The 19,589-nt window shown below is 41.5% G+C and carries 17 protein-coding genes and 4 pseudogenes; 19 read left to right on the top strand and 2 right to left on the bottom strand.

Annotated elements, in window-relative coordinates:
* Positions 1-65: 65 nt before the first annotated feature.
* The 5 genes from QRN39_RS11245 to QRN39_RS11225 all read left to right on the top strand — a co-directional run bounded on the left by QRN39_RS11245 (position 66) and on the right by QRN39_RS11225 (position 4,898).
* Positions 66-1,229, top strand: a complete 1,164-nt coding sequence (locus QRN39_RS11245; protein ID WP_284907288.1) for an iron-containing alcohol dehydrogenase — start codon at positions 66-68, stop codon at positions 1,227-1,229.
* Positions 1,230-1,350: 121 nt separating this feature from the next.
* Positions 1,351-2,523 carry an iron-containing alcohol dehydrogenase gene (locus tag QRN39_RS11240; protein ID WP_050944031.1) on the top strand — a complete coding sequence of 391 codons (1,173 nt, stop codon included), beginning with the start codon at positions 1,351-1,353 and terminating at the stop codon, positions 2,521-2,523.
* Positions 2,524-2,649: 126 nt separating this feature from the next.
* A complete protein-coding gene (locus QRN39_RS11235) occupies positions 2,650-4,005 on the top strand; it encodes a glucose-6-phosphate isomerase (RefSeq protein ID WP_284907287.1) in 1,356 nt (451 codons plus the stop codon).
* Positions 4,006-4,245: 240 nt separating this feature from the next.
* Positions 4,246-4,464 carry a spore germination protein gene (locus tag QRN39_RS11230; protein ID WP_003213169.1) on the top strand — a complete coding sequence of 73 codons (219 nt, stop codon included), beginning with the start codon at positions 4,246-4,248 and terminating at the stop codon, positions 4,462-4,464.
* A gap of 32 nt (positions 4,465-4,496) precedes the next feature.
* Positions 4,497-4,898, top strand: a complete 402-nt coding sequence (locus QRN39_RS11225; RefSeq protein ID WP_003212880.1) for a YugN-like family protein — start codon at positions 4,497-4,499, stop codon at positions 4,896-4,898.
* On the opposite strand, the gene QRN39_RS11220 is transcribed toward QRN39_RS11225, so the two are convergent.
* Positions 4,895-5,881, bottom strand: a complete 987-nt coding sequence (locus QRN39_RS11220) for a potassium channel family protein (protein WP_212045481.1) — start codon at positions 5,879-5,881, stop codon at positions 4,895-4,897. The genes QRN39_RS11225 and QRN39_RS11220 overlap by 4 nt on opposite strands.
* 118 nt (positions 5,882-5,999) lie before the next feature.
* On the opposite strand from QRN39_RS11220, the gene QRN39_RS11215 reads away from it, so the two are divergent.
* The 6 genes from QRN39_RS11215 (at position 6,000) to QRN39_RS11190 (ending at position 10,180) form a co-directional block, all read left to right on the top strand.
* Entirely contained in the window at positions 6,000-6,224 is a 225-nt protein-coding gene (locus tag QRN39_RS11215) for a YuzI family membrane protein (RefSeq protein WP_003213467.1), read from the top strand.
* Positions 6,225-6,305: 81 nt separating this feature from the next.
* Positions 6,306-6,980 carry a zinc metallopeptidase gene (locus QRN39_RS11210; RefSeq protein WP_041816317.1) on the top strand — a complete coding sequence of 225 codons (675 nt, stop codon included), beginning with the start codon at positions 6,306-6,308 and terminating at the stop codon, positions 6,978-6,980.
* A 48-nt stretch (positions 6,981-7,028) separates the two neighbouring features.
* Positions 7,029-8,321 (top strand): hemolysin family protein, encoded by a 1,293-nt coding sequence (locus tag QRN39_RS11205; protein ID WP_284907286.1) that lies wholly within the window; start codon positions 7,029-7,031, stop codon positions 8,319-8,321.
* 135 nt (positions 8,322-8,456) lie between these two features.
* On the top strand, positions 8,457-8,858 hold the full coding sequence (locus tag QRN39_RS11200; protein WP_212045479.1) for a secondary thiamine-phosphate synthase enzyme YjbQ: 402 nt from the start codon (positions 8,457-8,459) through the stop codon (positions 8,856-8,858).
* A 17-nt stretch (positions 8,859-8,875) separates the two neighbouring features.
* Positions 8,876-9,907: a nitronate monooxygenase gene (locus tag QRN39_RS11195; RefSeq protein ID WP_284907285.1), complete on the top strand. Its 1,032-nt coding sequence runs from the start codon at positions 8,876-8,878 to the stop codon at positions 9,905-9,907.
* A gap of 24 nt (positions 9,908-9,931) precedes the next feature.
* A complete protein-coding gene (locus tag QRN39_RS11190) occupies positions 9,932-10,180 on the top strand; it encodes a hypothetical protein (RefSeq protein WP_050944026.1) in 249 nt (82 codons plus the stop codon).
* A 21-nt stretch (positions 10,181-10,201) separates the two neighbouring features.
* On the opposite strand, the gene QRN39_RS11185 is transcribed toward QRN39_RS11190, so the two are convergent.
* Positions 10,202-10,942, bottom strand: coding sequence for a protein-glutamine gamma-glutamyltransferase (locus QRN39_RS11185; RefSeq protein WP_060597195.1), 741 nt, complete (start codon positions 10,940-10,942; stop codon positions 10,202-10,204).
* A 156-nt stretch (positions 10,943-11,098) separates the two neighbouring features.
* On the opposite strand from QRN39_RS11185, the pseudogene QRN39_RS18515 reads away from it, so the two are divergent.
* The 8 genes and pseudogenes from QRN39_RS18515 to QRN39_RS18480 form a co-directional block, all read left to right on the top strand.
* Positions 11,099-12,148: pseudogene (locus tag QRN39_RS18515) on the top strand (cache domain-containing protein); the annotation flags it as partial.
* Entirely contained in the window at positions 12,140-13,090 is a 951-nt protein-coding gene (locus tag QRN39_RS18510; RefSeq protein WP_423384361.1) for a methyl-accepting chemotaxis protein, read from the top strand. The pseudogene QRN39_RS18515 and the gene QRN39_RS18510, both read left to right, overlap by 9 nt.
* 126 nt (positions 13,091-13,216) lie before the next feature.
* Positions 13,217-14,263: pseudogene (locus QRN39_RS18505) on the top strand (cache domain-containing protein); the annotation flags it as partial.
* Complete coding sequence (locus QRN39_RS18500) at positions 14,258-15,208, top strand: methyl-accepting chemotaxis protein (protein ID WP_371475563.1); 951 nt, start codon at positions 14,258-14,260, stop codon at positions 15,206-15,208. The pseudogene QRN39_RS18505 and the gene QRN39_RS18500, both read left to right, overlap by 6 nt.
* 176 nt (positions 15,209-15,384) lie before the next feature.
* Positions 15,385-16,422, top strand: a pseudogene (locus QRN39_RS18495) (HAMP domain-containing protein); the annotation flags it as partial.
* Complete coding sequence (locus tag QRN39_RS18490) at positions 16,414-17,361, top strand: methyl-accepting chemotaxis protein (RefSeq protein ID WP_371475566.1); 948 nt, start codon at positions 16,414-16,416, stop codon at positions 17,359-17,361. The pseudogene QRN39_RS18495 and the gene QRN39_RS18490, both read left to right, overlap by 9 nt.
* A 165-nt stretch (positions 17,362-17,526) precedes the next feature.
* Positions 17,527-18,570 (top strand): annotated as a pseudogene (locus QRN39_RS18485) (HAMP domain-containing protein); the annotation flags it as partial.
* On the top strand, positions 18,562-19,515 hold the full coding sequence (locus QRN39_RS18480) for a methyl-accepting chemotaxis protein (protein WP_417894902.1): 954 nt from the start codon (positions 18,562-18,564) through the stop codon (positions 19,513-19,515). The pseudogene QRN39_RS18485 and the gene QRN39_RS18480, both read left to right, overlap by 9 nt.
* Positions 19,516-19,589 lie beyond the last annotated feature (74 nt).

Below are 19,589 nucleotides of genomic sequence, written 5' to 3'. Positions count from 1 at the left end.
TTAAAGCAAATTACTTTACTTTTGGAATGATTGAGGCGCATAATGTAGCGCGAGGAGGAGATCAAATGGATCGATTTACTTATTGGAACCCAACGAAATTAATATTTGGAAAGGGAGAAGTTTCAGCCCTTTCAGATGAACTCAAACACTACGGAAAAAACGTATTACTTGTATATGGTGGAGGCAGTAATAAACGAAACGGCCTTTATGACCAAGTTGTCAGCATCCTAAAAGAATCAGGAGCTGCAATCACTGAACTTGCTGGTGTTGAGCCAAACCCGCGCTTAACAACGGTAAGAAAAGGGGTTGAGCTTTGCAAAGAGAACAACGTTGACTTTATTTTGGCAGTTGGCGGCGGCAGTGTTATTGATGCAACGAAAGCGATCGCAGCCGGAGCCAAGTACGATGGAGATGCTTGGGATATCGTGACGCGTAAGCATGTCCCAATGGAAGCAATTCCGTTCGGTACGGTGTTAACCCTTGCTGCAACAGGCTCTGAAATGAACTCTGGATCAGTGATCACAAACTGGGAAACAAATGAGAAATATGGCTGGGGAAGTCCAGCAGTTTTCCCTAAATTCTCTATTCTTGATCCAGTGAACACGTTCACTGTGCCAAAAAACCATACGATTTATGGCATGGTTGATATGATGTCTCACGTGTTCGAACAATATTTCCATCACACGGAAAATACACCTTACCAAGACCGTATGTGTGAAGGGCTTCTTCGTACGGTCATTGAAACAGCTCCGAAGCTGATCAACGATCTTGAGAACTATGAGCTGCGTGAAACGATCTTATTCACTGGTACCATTGCGCTCAATGGTATGCTGTCAATGGGAGCACGCGGTGACTGGGCATCTCACAACATCGAGCATGCGGTATCTGCTATCTATGATATCCCTCATGCAGGCGGACTTGCGATCTTGTTCCCGAACTGGATGAAGCATGTCATTCAGGAAAACCCAGGCCGCTTTAAACAATTAGCGGTACGCGTATTCGATGTGGACCCTGCGGGCAAAACAGACGAAGAAGTAGGCTTAGAAGGAATCGACAAATTGTCAGCTTTCTGGACAAGTCTTGGCGCACCGAACCGTTTAGCGGACTATGATATCAACGATGAGAAAATTGATTTAATCGCAGATCGTGCAATGGCACGCGGTGAATTTGGTCAATTTAAAAAGCTAAACAAAGAAGATGTTCTAGCTATTTTGAATGCTTCTTTATAATCAAACAATGAAAAGATAATTGCTTTCGAGCAGTTATCTTTTTTTGAGTTCGACGTGTACATATGTTAAAGTAGTCTTTCATGTTTTTGGATATATACGCTGTAAGGAGATGTATCAACAGATGGAAAATTTTATTTATTATAATCCAACGAAATTAATGTTTGGAAAAGGACAACTAGACGGACTAAAAAGCGAACTCGCTCGTTATGGAAAACGAGTGTTACTTGTATATGGTGGAGGCAGCATTAAGAAAAATGGTCTTTATGATAATGTGATCAGCGCGTTAAATGAAGCAGAAGCTGACGTATTTGAGCTGTCAGGTGTTGAACCAAACCCGCGCCTCACCACAGTGAAAAAAGGAATCGACATCTGCCAAAATGAAAAAATTGATTTCCTATTAGCTGTTGGCGGCGGCAGTGTGATCGACTGTACAAAAGCGATTGCAGCCGGAGCGGAATATGACGGAGATGTGTGGGACATTATCTCAAAGAAAACAACCGCTCAAAAAGCATTGCCGTTTGGCACAGTGCTCACACTTGCGGCAACTGGTTCAGAAATGAATCCAGACTCTGTCATTACAAACTGGGAAACAAATGAAAAATATGTGTGGGGCAGTTCAGTCACTCATCCTGCTTTTTCAATTTTAGACCCTGAGCATACTTATTCAGTGCCAGAAAACCAGACGGTGTACGGCATGGTCGATATGATGAGCCACGTCTTCGAGCAATACTTCCATAATGTGAAAAACACGCCTTTACAGGATCGAATGTGTTTTGCTGTTCTTCAAACAGTCATTGAGACAGCACCAAAACTGCTTGAAGACTTACAAAACTATGAGCACCGTGAAACGATCCTTTACGCAGGAACGATCGCTTTAAATGGAACGCTGCAAATGGGTTACTTTGGCGACTGGGCGTCCCATACGATTGAGCATGCAGTATCGGCTGTCTATGACATTCCGCATGCAGGCGGACTTGCGATCCTCTTCCCAAATTGGATGCGTCATACACTCGATCACAATGTGGATCGCTTTAAAAATCTCATGCTAAACATGTTTGACATCGAGACAGAGGGAAAATCTGATCGTGATATCGCATTAGAAGGAATCGACAAGCTGTCAGCCTTCTGGACAAGCCTCGGTGCACCAAGCCGTCTAGCAGATTATGACATTGGTGAAGATCAGCTGGACAAAATTGCCGACATTGCGGCGAAAGAAATGGAATACGGTGGTTTTGGTAACTTTATGAAACTTGATCGTGATGACATTCTTTCTATTTTGAAAGCTTCTTTATAATCCTTCGTGCCGTTTCTCTCTATGAGAAACGGCTTTTTGCTATGGGAGTGACGATCACTTGATTTCAATAGCTAGTTCCGCTAAAGTGAAAGGGATAGAACTAACGTAATGGAGGGCTTACAAGCGATGACACATATTCAATTTGACTACTCAAAAGCGTTACCTTTCTTTCAAGAGCATGAGCTTACATATTTAAAAGATTTTGTGAAGGTGGCCCATCATAATATTCATGAACAAACGGGTACAGGCAGTGATTATTTAGGCTGGGTTGACTTGCCGAAGCAATATGATCGCGAAGAATTTGCCCGCATTAAAAAAAGTGCAGATAAAATTAAGTCAGACTCTGATGTCTTACTTGTTGTCGGAATCGGCGGTTCATATCTCGGCGCACGTGCGGCGATTGAATTTTTGAACCACTCTTTCTATAACACGCTGCCAAAAGGCAAACGCAAGACGCCGCAAATCATCTTTATTGGAAACAACATCAGTTCTTCTTATCTAACTGATGTAATGGATCTATTGGAAGATGCAGATTTCTCTATTAACGTCATTTCAAAATCTGGTACAACAACAGAGCCAGCGATTGCGTTCCGCATCTTTAAAAAGCTCCTCATTGAAAAATACGGTGCTGAAGAAGCGAAAAAACGTATTTATGCAACAACGGACAAGGCACGCGGTGCATTGAAAACATTAGCAACAGAAGAAGGCTACGAATCATTTATCATCCCTGATGATGTAGGTGGACGTTATTCAGTCTTAACAGCAGTGGGTCTATTGCCAATCGCTGTGAGCGGTGCAGACATTGATCAGATGATGCAAGGTGCGGCAAAAGCAAGCGAAGACTTCGCTTCATCTGAGCTTTCTGAGAATGCGGCATACCAATATGCTGTCGTCCGTAATGTCCTTTACAATAAAGGCAAAACGATTGAAATGCTGATTAACTATGAGCCAGGATTGCAATACTTTGCAGAATGGTGGAAACAATTATTCGGTGAAAGTGAAGGGAAAGATGAAAAAGGAATCTACCCTTCATCTGCGAACTTCTCAACAGATCTTCATTCACTTGGTCAATATGTTCAAGAAGGAAGAAGAGACTTGTTTGAAACAATCGTTAATGTAGACAAGCCTCGTCATGAGCTTGTCATCGAAGCAGAAGAACAAGACCTTGATGGCTTGAACTATCTAGCAGGAAAAACGGTTGATTTCGTTAATAAAAAAGCATTTGAAGGAACGATGCTTGCTCATACAGATGGAAAAGTACCGAATTTGATCGTCACAATTCCTGAGATGGATGCTTATACATTCGGATACCTCGTTTACTTCTTTGAGAAAGCATGCGCGATGTCTGGATATCTACTAGGCGTCAATCCATTTGACCAGCCTGGCGTAGAAGCTTATAAAGTGAATATGTTTGCTTTATTAGGAAAACCAGGCTTCGAAGAGAAAAAAGCCGAGCTTGAAAGCCGCCTGAATCAATCGTAAGAATGAAAAGCACACCTTTCAGCGTGATAGAAAACCTTTGAAGTCTAGGAAGGGCGAGCACTGGCGCGGAGCGAATTTAACATTCGTGAGCACCAAGCGCGCAGACCTGACAACGAATGCAAGGGTTTGTCTACACGCTGAGCACACCTTTGAAGGGTGTGCCTTTTTTATTTTCGCACGGTTCCTGTGCAAGCCTCCTTACGCTCTGTACATAGAATAATGAGTAGAGGAGGGTGAAACATGAGAACGAATCATATTTACATTCACGATATTTCAGGCCAGGCAATCGTCAACTTTGGCAATGTCGGACGCATTTGTCCTATGAGTGCTACGAAGGAAACATCAGGGTCCGGCAGTGCGAACGAGACGAATCAATCATCCAATCAAAGCTTATTTGATGCCACTTTTTCAAACAATGTACAAATCACGAGAGATAGATGTATGAATTCCTCTCTTTAACGAAACCTATTAGACAAAAAGGAGGGTTTCGTATGATTCATGTACCATCCAGGCTGACTGGTGAAAGCTTTTCACTTTACCATTTAGAAGAGACGATGAAGCCGCTCGGCTATGTCATTAATGGTAACTGGGATTACGATCACGGATACTTTGATTATAAAATTGATAATCGTGATGGCTATACCTTTCTCAGAGTTCCTTTTACAGCCGAAAAGGGCCAGCTGGATCAGCCAGGCGTTGTGGTGAAACTGGGAGATCCATTTCTCTTAAAGCATGTCTATCAAGATAAGTTAGATGATCATGCGATGGTTGGAAATGTGGGAGCATCCTTTAATCAATTCCAAGAACCAAAAGAGAAAGATGGAGATGTATCAAAAGCTTATACTGAGATTGGCTTTTCGCTCGTCAAGGAATTAGAAGACGCACTGCTTTAAAGGCTGATTAGTTCATCCTCTGGATGAAGCTCATAATCAAAGGGAGGATTCATCATGGGTCCTTCTTTTTTTTGTACACCGACAATGATCACATGATGCTCTAAAAAATGATGGAGCGCTGTTAAGAATGTTTCTCCGGCTAACGAAGCTGGAACCGGTATGATGGTGATCTGTTTATGCAAGGTCATATGTCGTTTTTTCTGTAACGCTTTGAATTGTTCCTTTAAAAGAAAATGCTCGACCATTAAATGATTGACTGCATCAGAGGTATGAATGACTTGATTGGCGCCAGCCCGCTCGGCATTTTTCACGTAACGATCTGTTAAAATTTCAATTAAACAGTAGAGTGAAGGGTTTAATCCTTTTGCTGCAAGTAATGTTAAAACACTCTGCATATCAGCTGTCACTTCATTCTCGTGCTGATCTGCGGTAATCATCAGTGCATCTGCACCTGAAATATTGGCTTTGCGAAGTGTGCCATCTTCGGTGCCATGCCCTTTAATAAAATGAACATTCTCTAGAAGCGGCCCTTCCTTCAAGGAATCATCAATTAGAACAATCGGCATAGCTGGATCAATCGTTTGAAACGATTGAAGCAATTTGTTCGTTTTCTCATTCCAGCCAACGATAATGAGATGTCCTTTTCCTTTAAAGGCGACCTTCCCTTCTACATAATGGTGCTGCTTGCTGAACACAGCGGCAGCGAGTGTGGCAAAATAAGCCGTGACAAAGCTTGCCCCGATCAGAATCAGCGCCATACCTGCGATTTGTCCGGGAATGGTTTGCGGCACAAAATCACCGTAGCCGACCGTCGCGACTGTAATGAGAGCCCACCAGATCCCATCAAAGATCGTATGATACTGCTTCGGTTCAAGCAAGACGATTAATTGTCCAAAAAAAAGAAGCAAGAAACAGATGATGATGGCAATTCGAAGATAGAGAGGCCACCTTAGCCAAGCAATAAAGATACGGTTTGATTTCATTGGACTCTTCCTTTCAGGAGACTGCTAATGTCAGTATGCCCGATTAAGGAAACATTTTTTCATCTTCGTCATGTAGATCCCATATCTTAAAATAAGAGAGAAGAAGGAGGGAATGCGAATGTCGTTCGTTCAAAAGACCGTACTTCTTTTTATCGGCGCTCACTTTTTATCATCAGCTATGATCTTACTTGTGTTTGACTTAAATGCGGTGAATCATTTTATGAATGATTTTTCATGGCTGCACTTTTTTCAAAACCTATACGGAACGGTGACCTTTTATACAGCATGCTTAGGTGTGTTCTTCTTTTTCATTGGCGTGGTGATCCCCCTTAAAAAGACCTAGTGCTTTTTTCTGTACACGTTACATAAAAGTCATTAAAATTGTAAATAAATATATAAAATAAAAAGGAAGCTGATGAGCATGCTGTTTTTTTATTTTTTAACTTTTGCCGCATTGGGATTATCATTTTGGGCACAATTTAAAGTAAAGAATAATTTTGAAAAGTATTCAAAGGTTGAAGCATCCAGTATGAAAACAGGTGCGGAAACCGCTCGACATATTTTAGATCGCAACGGGTTATACGACGTGCCTGTTGAACCGGTAAGAGGAACTTTGACTGATCATTACGACCCGACGCAGCGTGTGGTTCGCTTATCTGAACCTGTGTACTACGGCCATTCCATTTCGGCCATTTCAGTCGCATCACACGAGGTTGGACATGCCTTGCAGCATCAGGAATCCTATGGTGCGCTTGTCTTGAGACATAAGATTTTTCCTGTCGTGAACTTTGCATCTGGCGTTGCCCCGCTTCTTTTCCTTGGTGGAATCTTACTTGGCAGCCTTAACTTAATCGGGCTTGGGATCATTTTGTTCTCAGCGGCTGTGTTCTTTCAGCTTGTGACATTGCCTGTCGAGTTTAATGCAAGTTCTCGTGCGAAAGATATCATTGTTTCAGAAGGAATCATTAGAAGCAGTGAAGAAAGAGGCGTGAACAAGGTGTTAAATGCTGCCGCTCTTACGTACGTCGCAGCAGCCCTTGTCTCCTTGTTTGAATTGCTCCGTTTTGTAATGATCTTCCTAAATGGCCGTAATGATTAATTGATGCCAGAGGAGGTGAGCCCTTACCGTTGTTAGGTAAGGGTTTTTTTGTATATTTTAAACGTATTTTTAGTCATATTACTCATTGCTGCGACAGCGTTTTTTGTTGTCACTGAATTTGCGATTGTGAAAATTAGAGGCTCTAAAATCAATCAGCTGATTGAAAGCGGTGATAAGAGAGCCATTCACGTACAAAAGCTCATATCAAATCTCGATGAATATTTATCCGCCTGTCAACTCGGTATTACCATTACCGCTTTAGGCTTAGGGTGGCTGGGCGAGCCGACGGTGGAGCATTTTCTGCATCCACTGTTTGAGGAGTTGGGGCTTCATTCCGCATTAACCGACATCCTATCGTTTATCATCGCATTTGTGATCATTACGTTTTTACATGTCGTTGTGGGAGAACTGGCGCCTAAAACGATTGCCATTCAAAAGGCAGAGGCGGTCAGCCTTGTGACAGCAAAGCCACTCATCTTTTTCTATAGAGTCATGTACCCGTTTATTAAAGCATTAAATGGATCTGCGCGAGGCATTGTGAAATTATTCGGTTTTCATTCTGTCAAAGAACATGAAGTGGCGATCAGTGAGGAAGAATTGCGTCTCATTTTATCTGAAAGCTATGAAAAGGGTGAGATTAACCAGTCTGAGTACAAATATGTGAATAAAATTTTTGAATTTGATAACCGAGTGGCGAGAGAGATCATGATTCCTCGTACAGAAATTTCAGCTATAGAGATTGAACAGACGCTTGAAGACGTGACGCATTATATGCTGAACGAAAGATACACACGCTACCCCGTCATTAAAGAAGACAAAGATCATGTGATTGGTGTCATCAATAGCAAAGATGTGTTTAAGGCGAGTTTCCTGAATCAAGATGTGACGATTGAAGACTTAATGCGTCCTGTGATACGAGTGATTGAAAGTACGCCTGTTCAAGAATTGCTCATTTTGATGCAAAAGGAACGAATTCATATGTCAGTGCTCGTAGACGAATATGGAGGAACAGCCGGGCTTGTTACAGTAGAGGACATATTAGAGGAAATCGTGGGCGAAATTCGAGATGAATATGATCAGGATGAAACACCTCATATCGTCAAAAAAGGTGACTTCCACTATGTAATGGATGGGAAAGCCTTGATTGATGAAGTAAATGATTTATTGGATTTAGCCATTGAGAATGATGATGTTGATACAATTGCTGGCTGGATGATGACACATAAATTTGATATTGAGATTGGAGATACGATTGAAGCAGAAGGCTGTGAATTTACCATCATAGATGCAGAAGACCATCATATTCGGACCATTGACATCAAAAAGGTCCACTTTTCCTAAAAACCTCGTAACACTTGACGAGGTTTTTTTACTTGGTAAACTTTAGGTGAGATAATGCCTTCTACCGATAAACAGTGATTGACTTCATATAAAAAGGGTATGGTTTGATAGAAATGACAAAAAGGAGCCGCTCATATGAAAAAAATCAATGTACAAACAAATAGACGCGATGAGATGATCGACGTGACGAACGAGGTCCATCAATATATCAAGGAAACAGGTATTCAAAACGGAACCGTCATCGTCTACTGTCCTCATACGACAGCAGGGATGACCATTAATGAAAATGCGGACCCAGATGTGAAACGAGATATGCTCCGCCGGCTTGACGAAGTCTTTCCGTGGGAACATCCGAAGGACCGCCATATGGAAGGAAATACAGCCGCACATATGAAAGCGAGCTTTATGGGTGCTACGCAGCATATTCTCATTAATCATGGTGATCCTGTCCTTGGCACATGGCAGGGAATTTATTTCTGTGAGTTTGACGGGCCGAGACATCGCCATTTTTATATACAGGTATCATCAAACGAGTAAGAGATGGGTGGATATAAATGGGAGATATGACGAAATTACTGCAAATCAAATATGGGATTATTCAAGCGCCAATGGCAGGAGGTGCCGTGACACCTCAGCTGGCAGCCGCTGTTTCACAATGCGGAGGGCTTGGCAGTTTGGCAAGTGGATATGTGCAGCCTGACCATTTGAGGCAGCAGATCAGACAGGTCAAACAACTGACAACTCGCCTGTTTCAGGTCAATGTATTTGTACCAGAGCCAATTCCTGAAGTCAAAAAAGAGGATGTGGCATTTTGGGAGAAGAGACTGCCAGCACGACCAGTAGCCGATAGACTGCCGAGCGAAGAGGAATTGTGGAATGATTTTGAACAGAAAATCAACATTCTTTTGGATGAGGACGTACCGGTCGTTTCCTTTACCTTCGCTTGTCCAAACGAACAAACGATACATCGCTTAAAACAAAAGGGGATCTTTTTAATTGGAACCGCCACAACAAAAGAGGAAGCACTGCTTTTAGAGGAAAAAGGGATGGATGCCATTGTTCTGCAAGGAAGTGAAGCAGGGGGTCACCGAGGTACCTTTTTACCTGCAAAAGGAGATGCCCTGATGGGACTCTTTAGCCTGATCTCTGACGTCAAGCCGCTCTGTCATGTGCCATTGATCGCCGCAGGCGGGATTACAGATCGAGCAGGTGTGGAAGCCGCTCTAGCACTTGGAGCGGATGCGGTGCAAATCGGCACACGATTTTTAGCCAGTCAGGAAAGTGCTGCGGCAGACATATACAAAAAGGCGATTTTACAGGCAGCAAGCAGTGAAACAAAGATCACGAAGCTTTTTTCTGGAAAAAGAGCAAGAGGTATTGTGAATCAGTGGATGGAGGAAGAAAGACAGAATGAAGATAGGGTTCTTCCTTATCCGGTTCAGCATGTATGGACGACACCGATGCGAAAAGCAGCTGCGGCGGCGGGAAACCCTGATCAAATGGCTCTTTGGGCAGGACAGGGCGTTGGCCGTATTCACTCGATTTTAACCGTTGAGGAGATCATGCATGAACTGACGCACATATAAAATCATGTTGGGGGGTGTGAAAGGGTGGACATCTTAAAACATTCATACCGAAAAAAAGGACAAATTGAATTTTGGTTTGATGAATTTCCGCACTCTCCTGCCGTCCTTACGCCCATTCGTCATTACTATTTTGTTCGTTATGTAAAATGGAGCCGGCACGATCCGCCGGTCACAAGAAAAGACTTAGAAAAAATGGAGCTCCTTGCGAACACGATGCTTGGCACGCTGCAAGATTATCGAAAGCGCAAGGCATACAAAAGCCCCTTGTCATAACCACTAGACAAGAGGCTTTTTTTAGCTGCCGAACATTTGCCTGAGATAAATCACATCCATCCGGGTGGTCTGCGGCAATAGATAAGCAGATTGAACAGCACCTGGCCGCCTTCTCTTATTCAATTTGTCGATAATTTCTGCCGCTGTTAAAATCCCAAGTCCATGTCCGTAATATTGATCTTCTCCTAAGTAAATCACATTTTCCCCACGCCACTGTGACTGCTGATAGCTAAATTCTGGATTCTCGAAATATAAGCAATCCCCATAGATAAAGTCATTCCCGCGCTCTGTATAAATCGACAATGTATCATAATGCCAGTCATACAGAGTTAGACTGCGAAGCCTTCGGTTAAACTTCTCGTCCCCTACCGTTTGCAAGACTCCCATATAAAACACGATGACAATGGCGGTGGCACATTCAAATGCATATTGTGAGCCATTTTCAAAAATGTCTTTAATGCCTCTAGATGGTTCGACTTGATAGCGCAGCTCTAGTGCTCCTGCTTCAGATACGCGCCAAAAGGCGTCATTTGCACGAGACTTTTGAAAGATGGCAAATGAGGCACCACTTTTATGCAAATCTCTTGCAGCATTCATAATGTTCGATCTCAATGTAACCTCAAATAACAAATCAGATGCTTGCCTATAGCGGAACGTATCATTTGAGGCTTGTAACTGCATCAAAATGATCCGCTTTTGTCCCTCTAGCTGAAATGAAGCCAGCTGCTCATTTGTCACTGGCTGTCCTGAAAGGATAATCATATGAAAAGCGCCCCCTTTTGTATTAGCGTATGCAGGGTGCTTGGGCAAGGAATCAATTTGTGTAAATAAACAAAAAAGCATCCTTTTTATTTGAAAAACATGAAAATAATATGAAGCTGTCCGATATATAACATATCGTTTAAAAGGAGGAAAAACATGAAAAATGCAATAAAATGGTTGAAAAAACCATCGATTTCTAAGAGACTGATTATTTCATTCACTCTCGTCCTTGTCTTGCCAATTATTACACTCAGTACGATTTCATATCAGATTGCCAAAGAAGAATTAGATCATGAAATCATGTACGGAGCAAAAGCAAGAGTCAATGAACTGAATGACATGATCCAGCAAAAGCTGATGAATAAGGAAAACGCAGTAAAACTCTTTACTGAAACAGCTACTGCTGCAGACTTTAAAAAGAACAACCAGGACAAGCTGTATGAGCATTTTGAGATATACAGCAAAATCAATGAAGATGATGTGGTTGGGTTTTATGCAGCAAGTAAAAAGCGTGACTTCATTCAGTTTCCTAAAGTAGATATGCCAAAAGGCTATGATCCAACAACGCGCGATTGGTATCAACTAGCTATGCAGGATGATAGTGGTAATCCAGTTGTCACCAATCCATACATTTCTGCCACAACAAACGGCATGGTTGTCACGATTGCCCAGCGCCTGAAGGACGGGGCGGGAGTGATCGGAATCGACATTGATGTACAAGACATTGTCGATAAAATAAAAGAGATTAAAATTGGACGAGAAGGATACCCAATTATTGCGAATAAAAACAAGCAAATTGTGGCCCATCTAGAAGAAAAATCAGGATCTAAGGTTACTGAAAATATTTCATCTATCCTTTACAGCGGAAAAGAAGGAACATCAACTTATGAGAATAAAGGAGAACAAAAGCGTCTCGTTTTTGTGACAAATGATTTAACAGGTTGGAAAATTGCTGGAACGATGTTTGTATCAGAAACAGAAGAAGCAGCACAGCCAGTTTGGAATTCTGCCATTATTCTTTTAATTTCTTCCTTTATCCTTGGCGGTATTGCGATCTTCTTTATCGTTCGCTCCATCACAATTGGACTTCGAAAGCTTGTTGATTTCTCAGAAAAGGTGAGTGATGGTGATTTAACCGAAACCCTTGAAACCAAATCGAAGGATGAAATTGGAGATCTCACAAGAAGCTTTAGCAAAATGAGTGAATCCCTTCGTGACGTCATTCGAGCGGTACAGCAATCTGTCGACAATGTGGCTTCCGCTTCCGAGGAGCTGACGGCAAGTGCCAGCCAAACAAGTCAAGCAACTGAGCATATCACAATGTCGATTGAACAATTTTCAAATGGAAATGAAGCACAAAACGAGAAAGTCGAATCTAGTACGAATCAGCTTGTGGCAATGAATGAAGGATTACAAGGCATGTCACAAACGTCATCAGAAGTGGCTACTGTCTCACTTCAATCGACAGAGGCAGCTGGTCAAGGCGGCCGACTAGTTGAAAGTACAGCGAGCCAAATGAAACATATTGATACATCTGTACAAGAAGCAGAACAAGTCATGAAGCAATTAGAATATAAGTCTAAAGATATTACGAGCATTTTAAATGTCATTAACGGCATTGCAGATCAAACGAATCTTCTTGCGTTAAATGCAGCCATCGAAGCAGCAAGAGCAGGCGAATCAGGACGCGGCTTCTCTGTCGTGGCAGAAGAAGTGAGAAAATTGGCTGTCCAATCGGCAGACTCAGCGAAAGAAATAGAAAAGCTCATTCAAGAAATTGTGTTAGAAATTGCTAAATCTCAAGATATGTTCAAAACGGTCAATCGAGAAGTACATGCAGGACTTGGTATGACAGAAGAAGCAAAAGAAAGCTTCCAGAACATTTATGAGGCGGCAGAAGGAATGTCGAAAAAACTGACGCAATTAAACGATACAGCCATTGATCTATCGAGCGGTTCGAAGCTAGTTTCACAAGCTATGCAGGAGATGCGTCAAGTCTCTAGAGAAAGTGCTGCAAACATTCAGGACATTGCGGCTTCTGCTGAAGAGCAACTGGCCTCTATGGAAGAAATATCATCTTCTTCAGTGACACTTTCTAACATGGCAGAGGAACTAAAAGAGCTCACAAGTCAATTTAAAATTGATTAAATAATGATGAAAAAATACCCAGAATTGTCTGGGTATTTTTTTTATATTTTAAACATCGTTTTCAGCCTGTAAAAATAAACCTTTCATCCGATAATAACTTTAGAGAAGTAAAGGGGGAAAGAGAAAATGGGGAAAATGATTCAATGGTTAAAAAAACCATCCATTTCAAAAAAATTAATTATTGCCTTTTTGGTAGTCCTTATCCTGCCAACCACTGCACTGACAATTAGTGCGTTTTTTACATCAAAGACAGAGCTAGACAAACAGATTATGGGCAGTGCGATGAGTCAAGTCAATGCATTTGATACTTTAATCAATGAGAATATAGGAAACAAAGCAGACGCTGTGGCTCTGTTTACAGACTCACTCAAAGCGTCTAATCTTCAAGAAAAAAATAGAAATGCGACCATCAAAGAATTGCAGCAATTTGGAAAAATTAATGAAAAAGATGTTTCTGCTATCTATGCAGGCTCCGAAAAGGGATTGTTTATGCAATATCCAGTTCAAAAGATGCCTGATGGCTACGATCCAAGAGAGCGTCCATGGTATCAAGAAGCGCTCAATGCAGAGAACGGTAAACAAGTCATCACAAAACCATACGTAGCAGCCTCCACAGGCAAAATGGTCATCACGATTACTCAAAAAATGAAAGATGGGTCAGGTGTTATTGGACTTGATATGGAAATTGACACCCTGATTCAAAAGTTAAAAGAAATCAAAATTGGGCAAAAAGGCTATGCCTTCATCATGGAGAAAGATAAAACAGTTTTAGCAGATCCGACCCAAAAGCCAGGAAGTCAGGTCAATGAGAATCTAGCAAATATTATTTATCAAAACAAAGAAGGAAACGGCAGCTACACACTCAAAGGAATAGATAAAAAGGTTGCGTATGTGACCAACGAATTAACTGGCTGGAAAATCGGTGGAACGATGCTCGTATCAGAAGTAGAAGATGCAGCAAAGCCCGTTTTCAATACAGCCCTTATTGTGTTCAGTGTGACACTTATCGTAGCAGGTACCCTCATCTTCTTTATCGTCCGCTCTATATCTAAAAGATTATCCAACCTTGCCCGCTTCTCGAAAAAAGTCAGCGAAGGTGATTTGCGCGATAAGCTTCAGATCCAATCAGATGACGAAATTGGCCAAGTTGGGAAAGGCTTTAATACAATGATTGACTCATTAAGAACCCTCATTGGTGCCGTCCAAACCTCAGTCGAAAATGTCGCTTCTTCATCAGAAGAACTGACCGCCAGCGCAGGGCAAACAAGTAAAGCAACAGAGCATATTACACTAGCCATTGAACAATTTTCCAATGGAAATGAAAGTCAAAATGACAAAGTCGAATCCAGCTCAGAAGAGTTAGATGAAATGAACCGTGGCCTTCAGCACATGAATGAGTCGGCTGAATCCATTACTGCTTCATCGATCAAATCAACAGATATCGCAGGGGAAGGCGGACAGCTTGTCGAAAAAACCGCTTCTCAAATGAATGTCATTGATCAGTCCGTGAAAAAAGCAGAGAATGTCATCAGCGCTCTTGAAAGTAAATCAAAAGACATTACACAAATTCTAGGTGTCATCAATGGTATCGCCGACCAAACGAATCTACTTGCGCTAAATGCAGCAATTGAGGCAGCAAGAGCTGGGGAATCTGGCAGAGGCTTCTCCGTTGTAGCAGAAGAAGTAAGAAAACTGGCTGTTCAATCAGCCAATTCGGCGAAAGAAATCGAGAATTTGATTAAAGAAATCGTTCAAGACATCGATGTATCACAGGAAGTATTCACTGCAGTGAATCGAGAAGTTCAATCAGGCCTAAGCTTCACTGAACAAACAAGAGTCAGCTTCCACAATATTTTCGAAATGACAAAAGAAATTTCTGACCAGCTTCAAACCATGAATCAAACAGTTGTCCAGCTTTCAAATGGCTCTGCACATGTGTCAGAGGCTGTCCGTGAGATTGCAGACGTCTCACGTGAAAGCTCCGCAAACATTCAAGACATTGCGGCTTCAGCGGAAGAACAGCTCGCATCTATGGAAGAAATCAGCTCCTCCTCTGCTACGCTTTCATCAATGGCAGAAGAATTGCGTGATTTGATCAGCAAATTTAAAGTCGAATAGACAAAATGAAAAGAGCCCTTCAGCTAAAGGGCTCTTTTTTAATTGAATAAATCAAAAGAAATAGGTAAATTTACTCATTTTAATTAGATTTCGAACATTACCCCTTGAAAAATAATTCATATTACCTAAGAATAGAAGGGAAATACCACAAATAATAATTCAAAAGGAGTAGAGTCATGAAAAAAATCAACTTTTTTAAGCATTTTACAATGTCCAAGAAATTAATTACTGCATTCTTAGCGATTCTCCTAGTGCCAATTCTCGTATTGGCAGCATTTTCTTATGAAGTGGCATCAAAGTCTCTCAATAATGAGATTATGTCTAGTGCTGCAAATGGTGTTCAGCAATTAAACGAACTCATTAATAAAGATGTACAGCCTAAAATTGATATCGTTTCTTATTTATCGAAATCGGTGAAAAAGAGTGAATTGACTTCTAAAAATAAGGATTTACTCAAGGTGAAATTAAAGCAATTATCGGAAACAGACGAAGATGTTGTGGAAGTATTCATTGCAGATCAAAATGGTAAACTAACCGAATATTCCGAGATTCATAAAGGTAGTGAAGCGAGTGCAAAAAACGAACCGTGGTTTCAACAATCGATGAGAGATGAGAAACTCATCATTTCAGATCCTTTTGCCGACAAGTCATCAGATGACCTGCTCATCAGAATATCAGAACAGCTAGCAGATGGTTCTGGTGTGATTGGAATCAATGTGCGCTTGAACACGATCGTGAAAGATACAAACAGCATCAAAATAGGCAAAGAAGGCTATGCGTTTGTCGCGACTTCAGATCAGCATTATATTGCCCATAAAACAGACAAGCCTGGGGCGAAATTGACAGGTGATTTCATCACGAAATTGTATGCTAAAAAACAAGGCAGTTTCAAATATGAATACAAAGGACAGCCGAAGCAAATGTTCTTTGACACAAATGAAGCAACAGGCTGGAAGCTTGCTGGAACCATGTATGTGGACGAAGTCAAAGAAGCTGCACAGCCAGTGCTCGACTTAACAATGATCATACTGGCAGTTGCGATTGCCATAGGCGGAATCGCGATTTATTTTATTATTAAATCGATCCGAAAGCCACTGATAGCGCTCTCTGAATCGGCTGAGAAAATCAGTCAGGGTGATCTGACCCAGCACATTGAAGTTCGTACGCACGATGAAATCGGTAAGCTTGCCCAGAGCTTTAACGAGATGTCAGCAAAGCTGAAACAAGTCATTCAAGCTGTCCAGAATTCCATTGAAAATGTGGCCGCCTCTTCTGAAGAATTAACAGCAAGTGCGGGACAGACCGCTCAAGCGACTGAGCATATCACATCATCTATTGAACAGTTCTCAAACAGCAATGAACATCAAAATGATATGATCGAAAAAAGCTCAGTCCAGTTGAACGAAATGGATCGCAGCTTATCCCATATGGTCGATACGACCTCTCATATGATGGAATCGTCGATTGATTCGAGCAAAACGGCTCAGGCCGGTGGAGAACTTGTTCAAAAAACAGCAGGGCAAATGCAAACCATCGAGCAGGCAGTGAAAGAAGCAGAGCTTGTGATTCAAGGCTTAGAGCAGAAATCAAAAGATATTACGAACATTCTGGGTGTCATTAACGGCATTGCCGACCAGACCAATCTCCTAGCTTTAAATGCTGCGATAGAAGCCGCTCGGGCAGGAGAAGCAGGCAGAGGTTTCTCTGTTGTTGCAGAAGAAGTTCGTAAGCTGGCAGAGCAATCCGGAAGCTCTTCAAAGGAAATTGAAAGCTTGACGAACGAGATTGTAGAGGAAATTAAAAAATCACAGAACATGTTTAAACAAGTAGCAGGTGAAGTACAATCTGGATTAGACATTACAGATGAAACGAAAATCAGCTTTGAGAAAATTACCGATAAAACATCAGAAATGACAGAACAAATGAAACAAATGAACGGAACGGCTAAAGAACTCTCGCATGGCTCAAATGATATTTCACATGCGGTGAATCAAATTAAAGAGCTTTCACGAGAAAGCTCCGCAGGCTTCCAAGATATCGCAGCATCCGCAGAAGAACAGCTGGCATCTATGGAAGAGATCAGTTCCTCCTCTGCTACGTTATCTCAGATGGCAGAAGAGCTAAGAGAGCTCATTAAACAATTTAAAATATAAGAATATAGGGAAGCACCTGACGTTTTGGCGTCAGGTGTTTTTTCCATTCAATACATATAATTTGGGTATTTTGGTCTTATTTAGACTTTAATAAGTTAAAAAAGTAAAGAACATAGTAGTACTTCCGATATATATACTATCTTACGAAAAGGAGTTTTCTTTTTTATGAAATTCATACAGTATTTCAGGAAGCCATCTATTTCAAAAAAGCTCGTATTCTCTTTCTTATTTATTCTCTTATGCCCAATCATTGTGTTGGCATTCTCTTCATATCATACGGCGAGTACTTCTTTGAATGATCAAATCATGCAAAGTGCAAAGGAGAACGTCGAGCAGCTAGATAAAAATATTACGAAGGTTGTGAAAGTGAAAACAGACGCAGCCGATTTCTTTAGCAAATGGATCACGGAGAAAAAGCTTAAGCAAAAAGGCACGACAGATATTCAAGGACGGTTTGAGCAGTTCATGAGTATGAATGATGACACAGAAGGCATTTTTGTCGCTTCAAGTGATGGCAAAGTGTTTTCAAGATATCCTAATAAAAAAATGCCTGCTGACTATGTCGCAACGGAGCGGGATTGGTATAAAGACGGCTGGGAGAAAAACGGAGAGCTGTCTGTTTCAGCACCGTATCCAACAGCTTCCACAGGTACGCTTGTGGTCACCATCTCTAAAAAGTTAGAAGACGGATCAGGAGTCATTGCAATGAACCTAGACATTGCGAATCTAGTAAAAGAATCAAATAGCATAAACATTGGGAAACAAGGCTATGCCTTTATCGGAAGTCCGGATCGTACCTTTGTTGCCCATCCTACGAAAAAAGCGGGAACAAAATTATCTGGTGAATGGCTAGAAAAGCTTTATTCACAAGATGAAGGTTCTATGAGTTATATGTTTGAAGGAAAAGAAAAGCAAATGGAATTCACCACAAACAAAGCGACTGGCTGGAAAATTGTCGGTACGATGTTTGTGACAGAAGTAGAAGAAGCTGCAAAGCCAGTCTTTAACATGGCCGCTATCATTTTAGCTGGCGCGCTCATCATTGGCGGGATTCTGATCTTCTTGATCATCCGTTCCATTACAAAACCACTATCTATACTTGTCTCTTCTTCAAAGAAAATCAGTGAGGGAGATTTAACAGAAAAAATTGATGTCCGGTCAAAAGATGAAATTGGACAGCTAGGCACAAGCTTTAATGAAATGAGTGAATCATTAAGAGATGTCATCCAAGCTGTACAAACATCTGTAGAAAACGTGGCTTCTTCATCTGAAGAACTGACAGCAAGCGCAGGTCAAACAACAAAAGCAACCGAACATATTACATCATCTATTGAAACATTCTCAAACGGCAACGAAAATCAAAGCGAAATGGTGGAGCAAAGTGCGGCTCATTTAAAACAAATGAATGAAGGTCTGAACGAGGTCGCAGAAACATCTGATGTCATCGCAGCATCATCTATTCAATCAAGAACAGTCGCGGAATCAGGCGGGCAGCTTGTGGAGCAAACCGTTGGCCAAATGAAGACGATCGACCATTCAGTGAAAGAAGCTGAAGGGGTGATCAACGGGCTAGAGCATAAATCAAAAGACATCACAAACATCCTAGGCGTGATTAACGGCATTGCGGATCAAACGAATTTACTTGCACTCAATGCAGCTATTGAAGCAGCACGTGCAGGTGAGTCAGGCAGAGGCTTCTCTGTTGTCGCAGAGGAAGTACGTAAACTTGCGGTTCAATCATCGGATTCAGCAAAAGAGATTGAAAAGCTTGTGAAAGAAATTGTATCTGAAATCGAAACATCTCAAAATATGTTTAAATCAGTGAATGAAGAAGTGAAGAATGGTCTTTCCATTACAGATCAAACGAAAGAAAGCTTCTCACAAATTAATCAGCAAACAGCGGAAATCGCTACAAGAATGAATGAAATGAATACAACAGTACGCGAGCTTTCAAAAGGATCTGAGCAAATTTCTAAAGCAGTGTATGAAATTGCAGATGTATCACGAGAGAGTTCAGCAAGCATCCAAGATATCGCTGCATCTGCTGAAGAGCAGCTTGCTTCTATGGAAGAGATTAGTTCTTCCTCTACGACTCTTTCCCAAATGGCGGAAGAATTACGTGATTTAATTAAAAAATTCAAGATCAGCGAATAAGATCAAGTGGTTCTCCTCAAGGGGAACCGCTTTTCTTTTTAAGCGGTCATCTCGTACAATAGAGGAAATCGAAA

Origin of the sequence: Bacillus sp. lyk4-R2A-2, from assembly GCF_030209735.1 — a bacterium.
Lineage (GTDB): Bacteria > Bacillota > Bacilli > Bacillales > Bacillaceae > Bacillus > Bacillus pumilus.
This window is presented reverse-complemented; position numbering and strand designations above follow the sequence as displayed.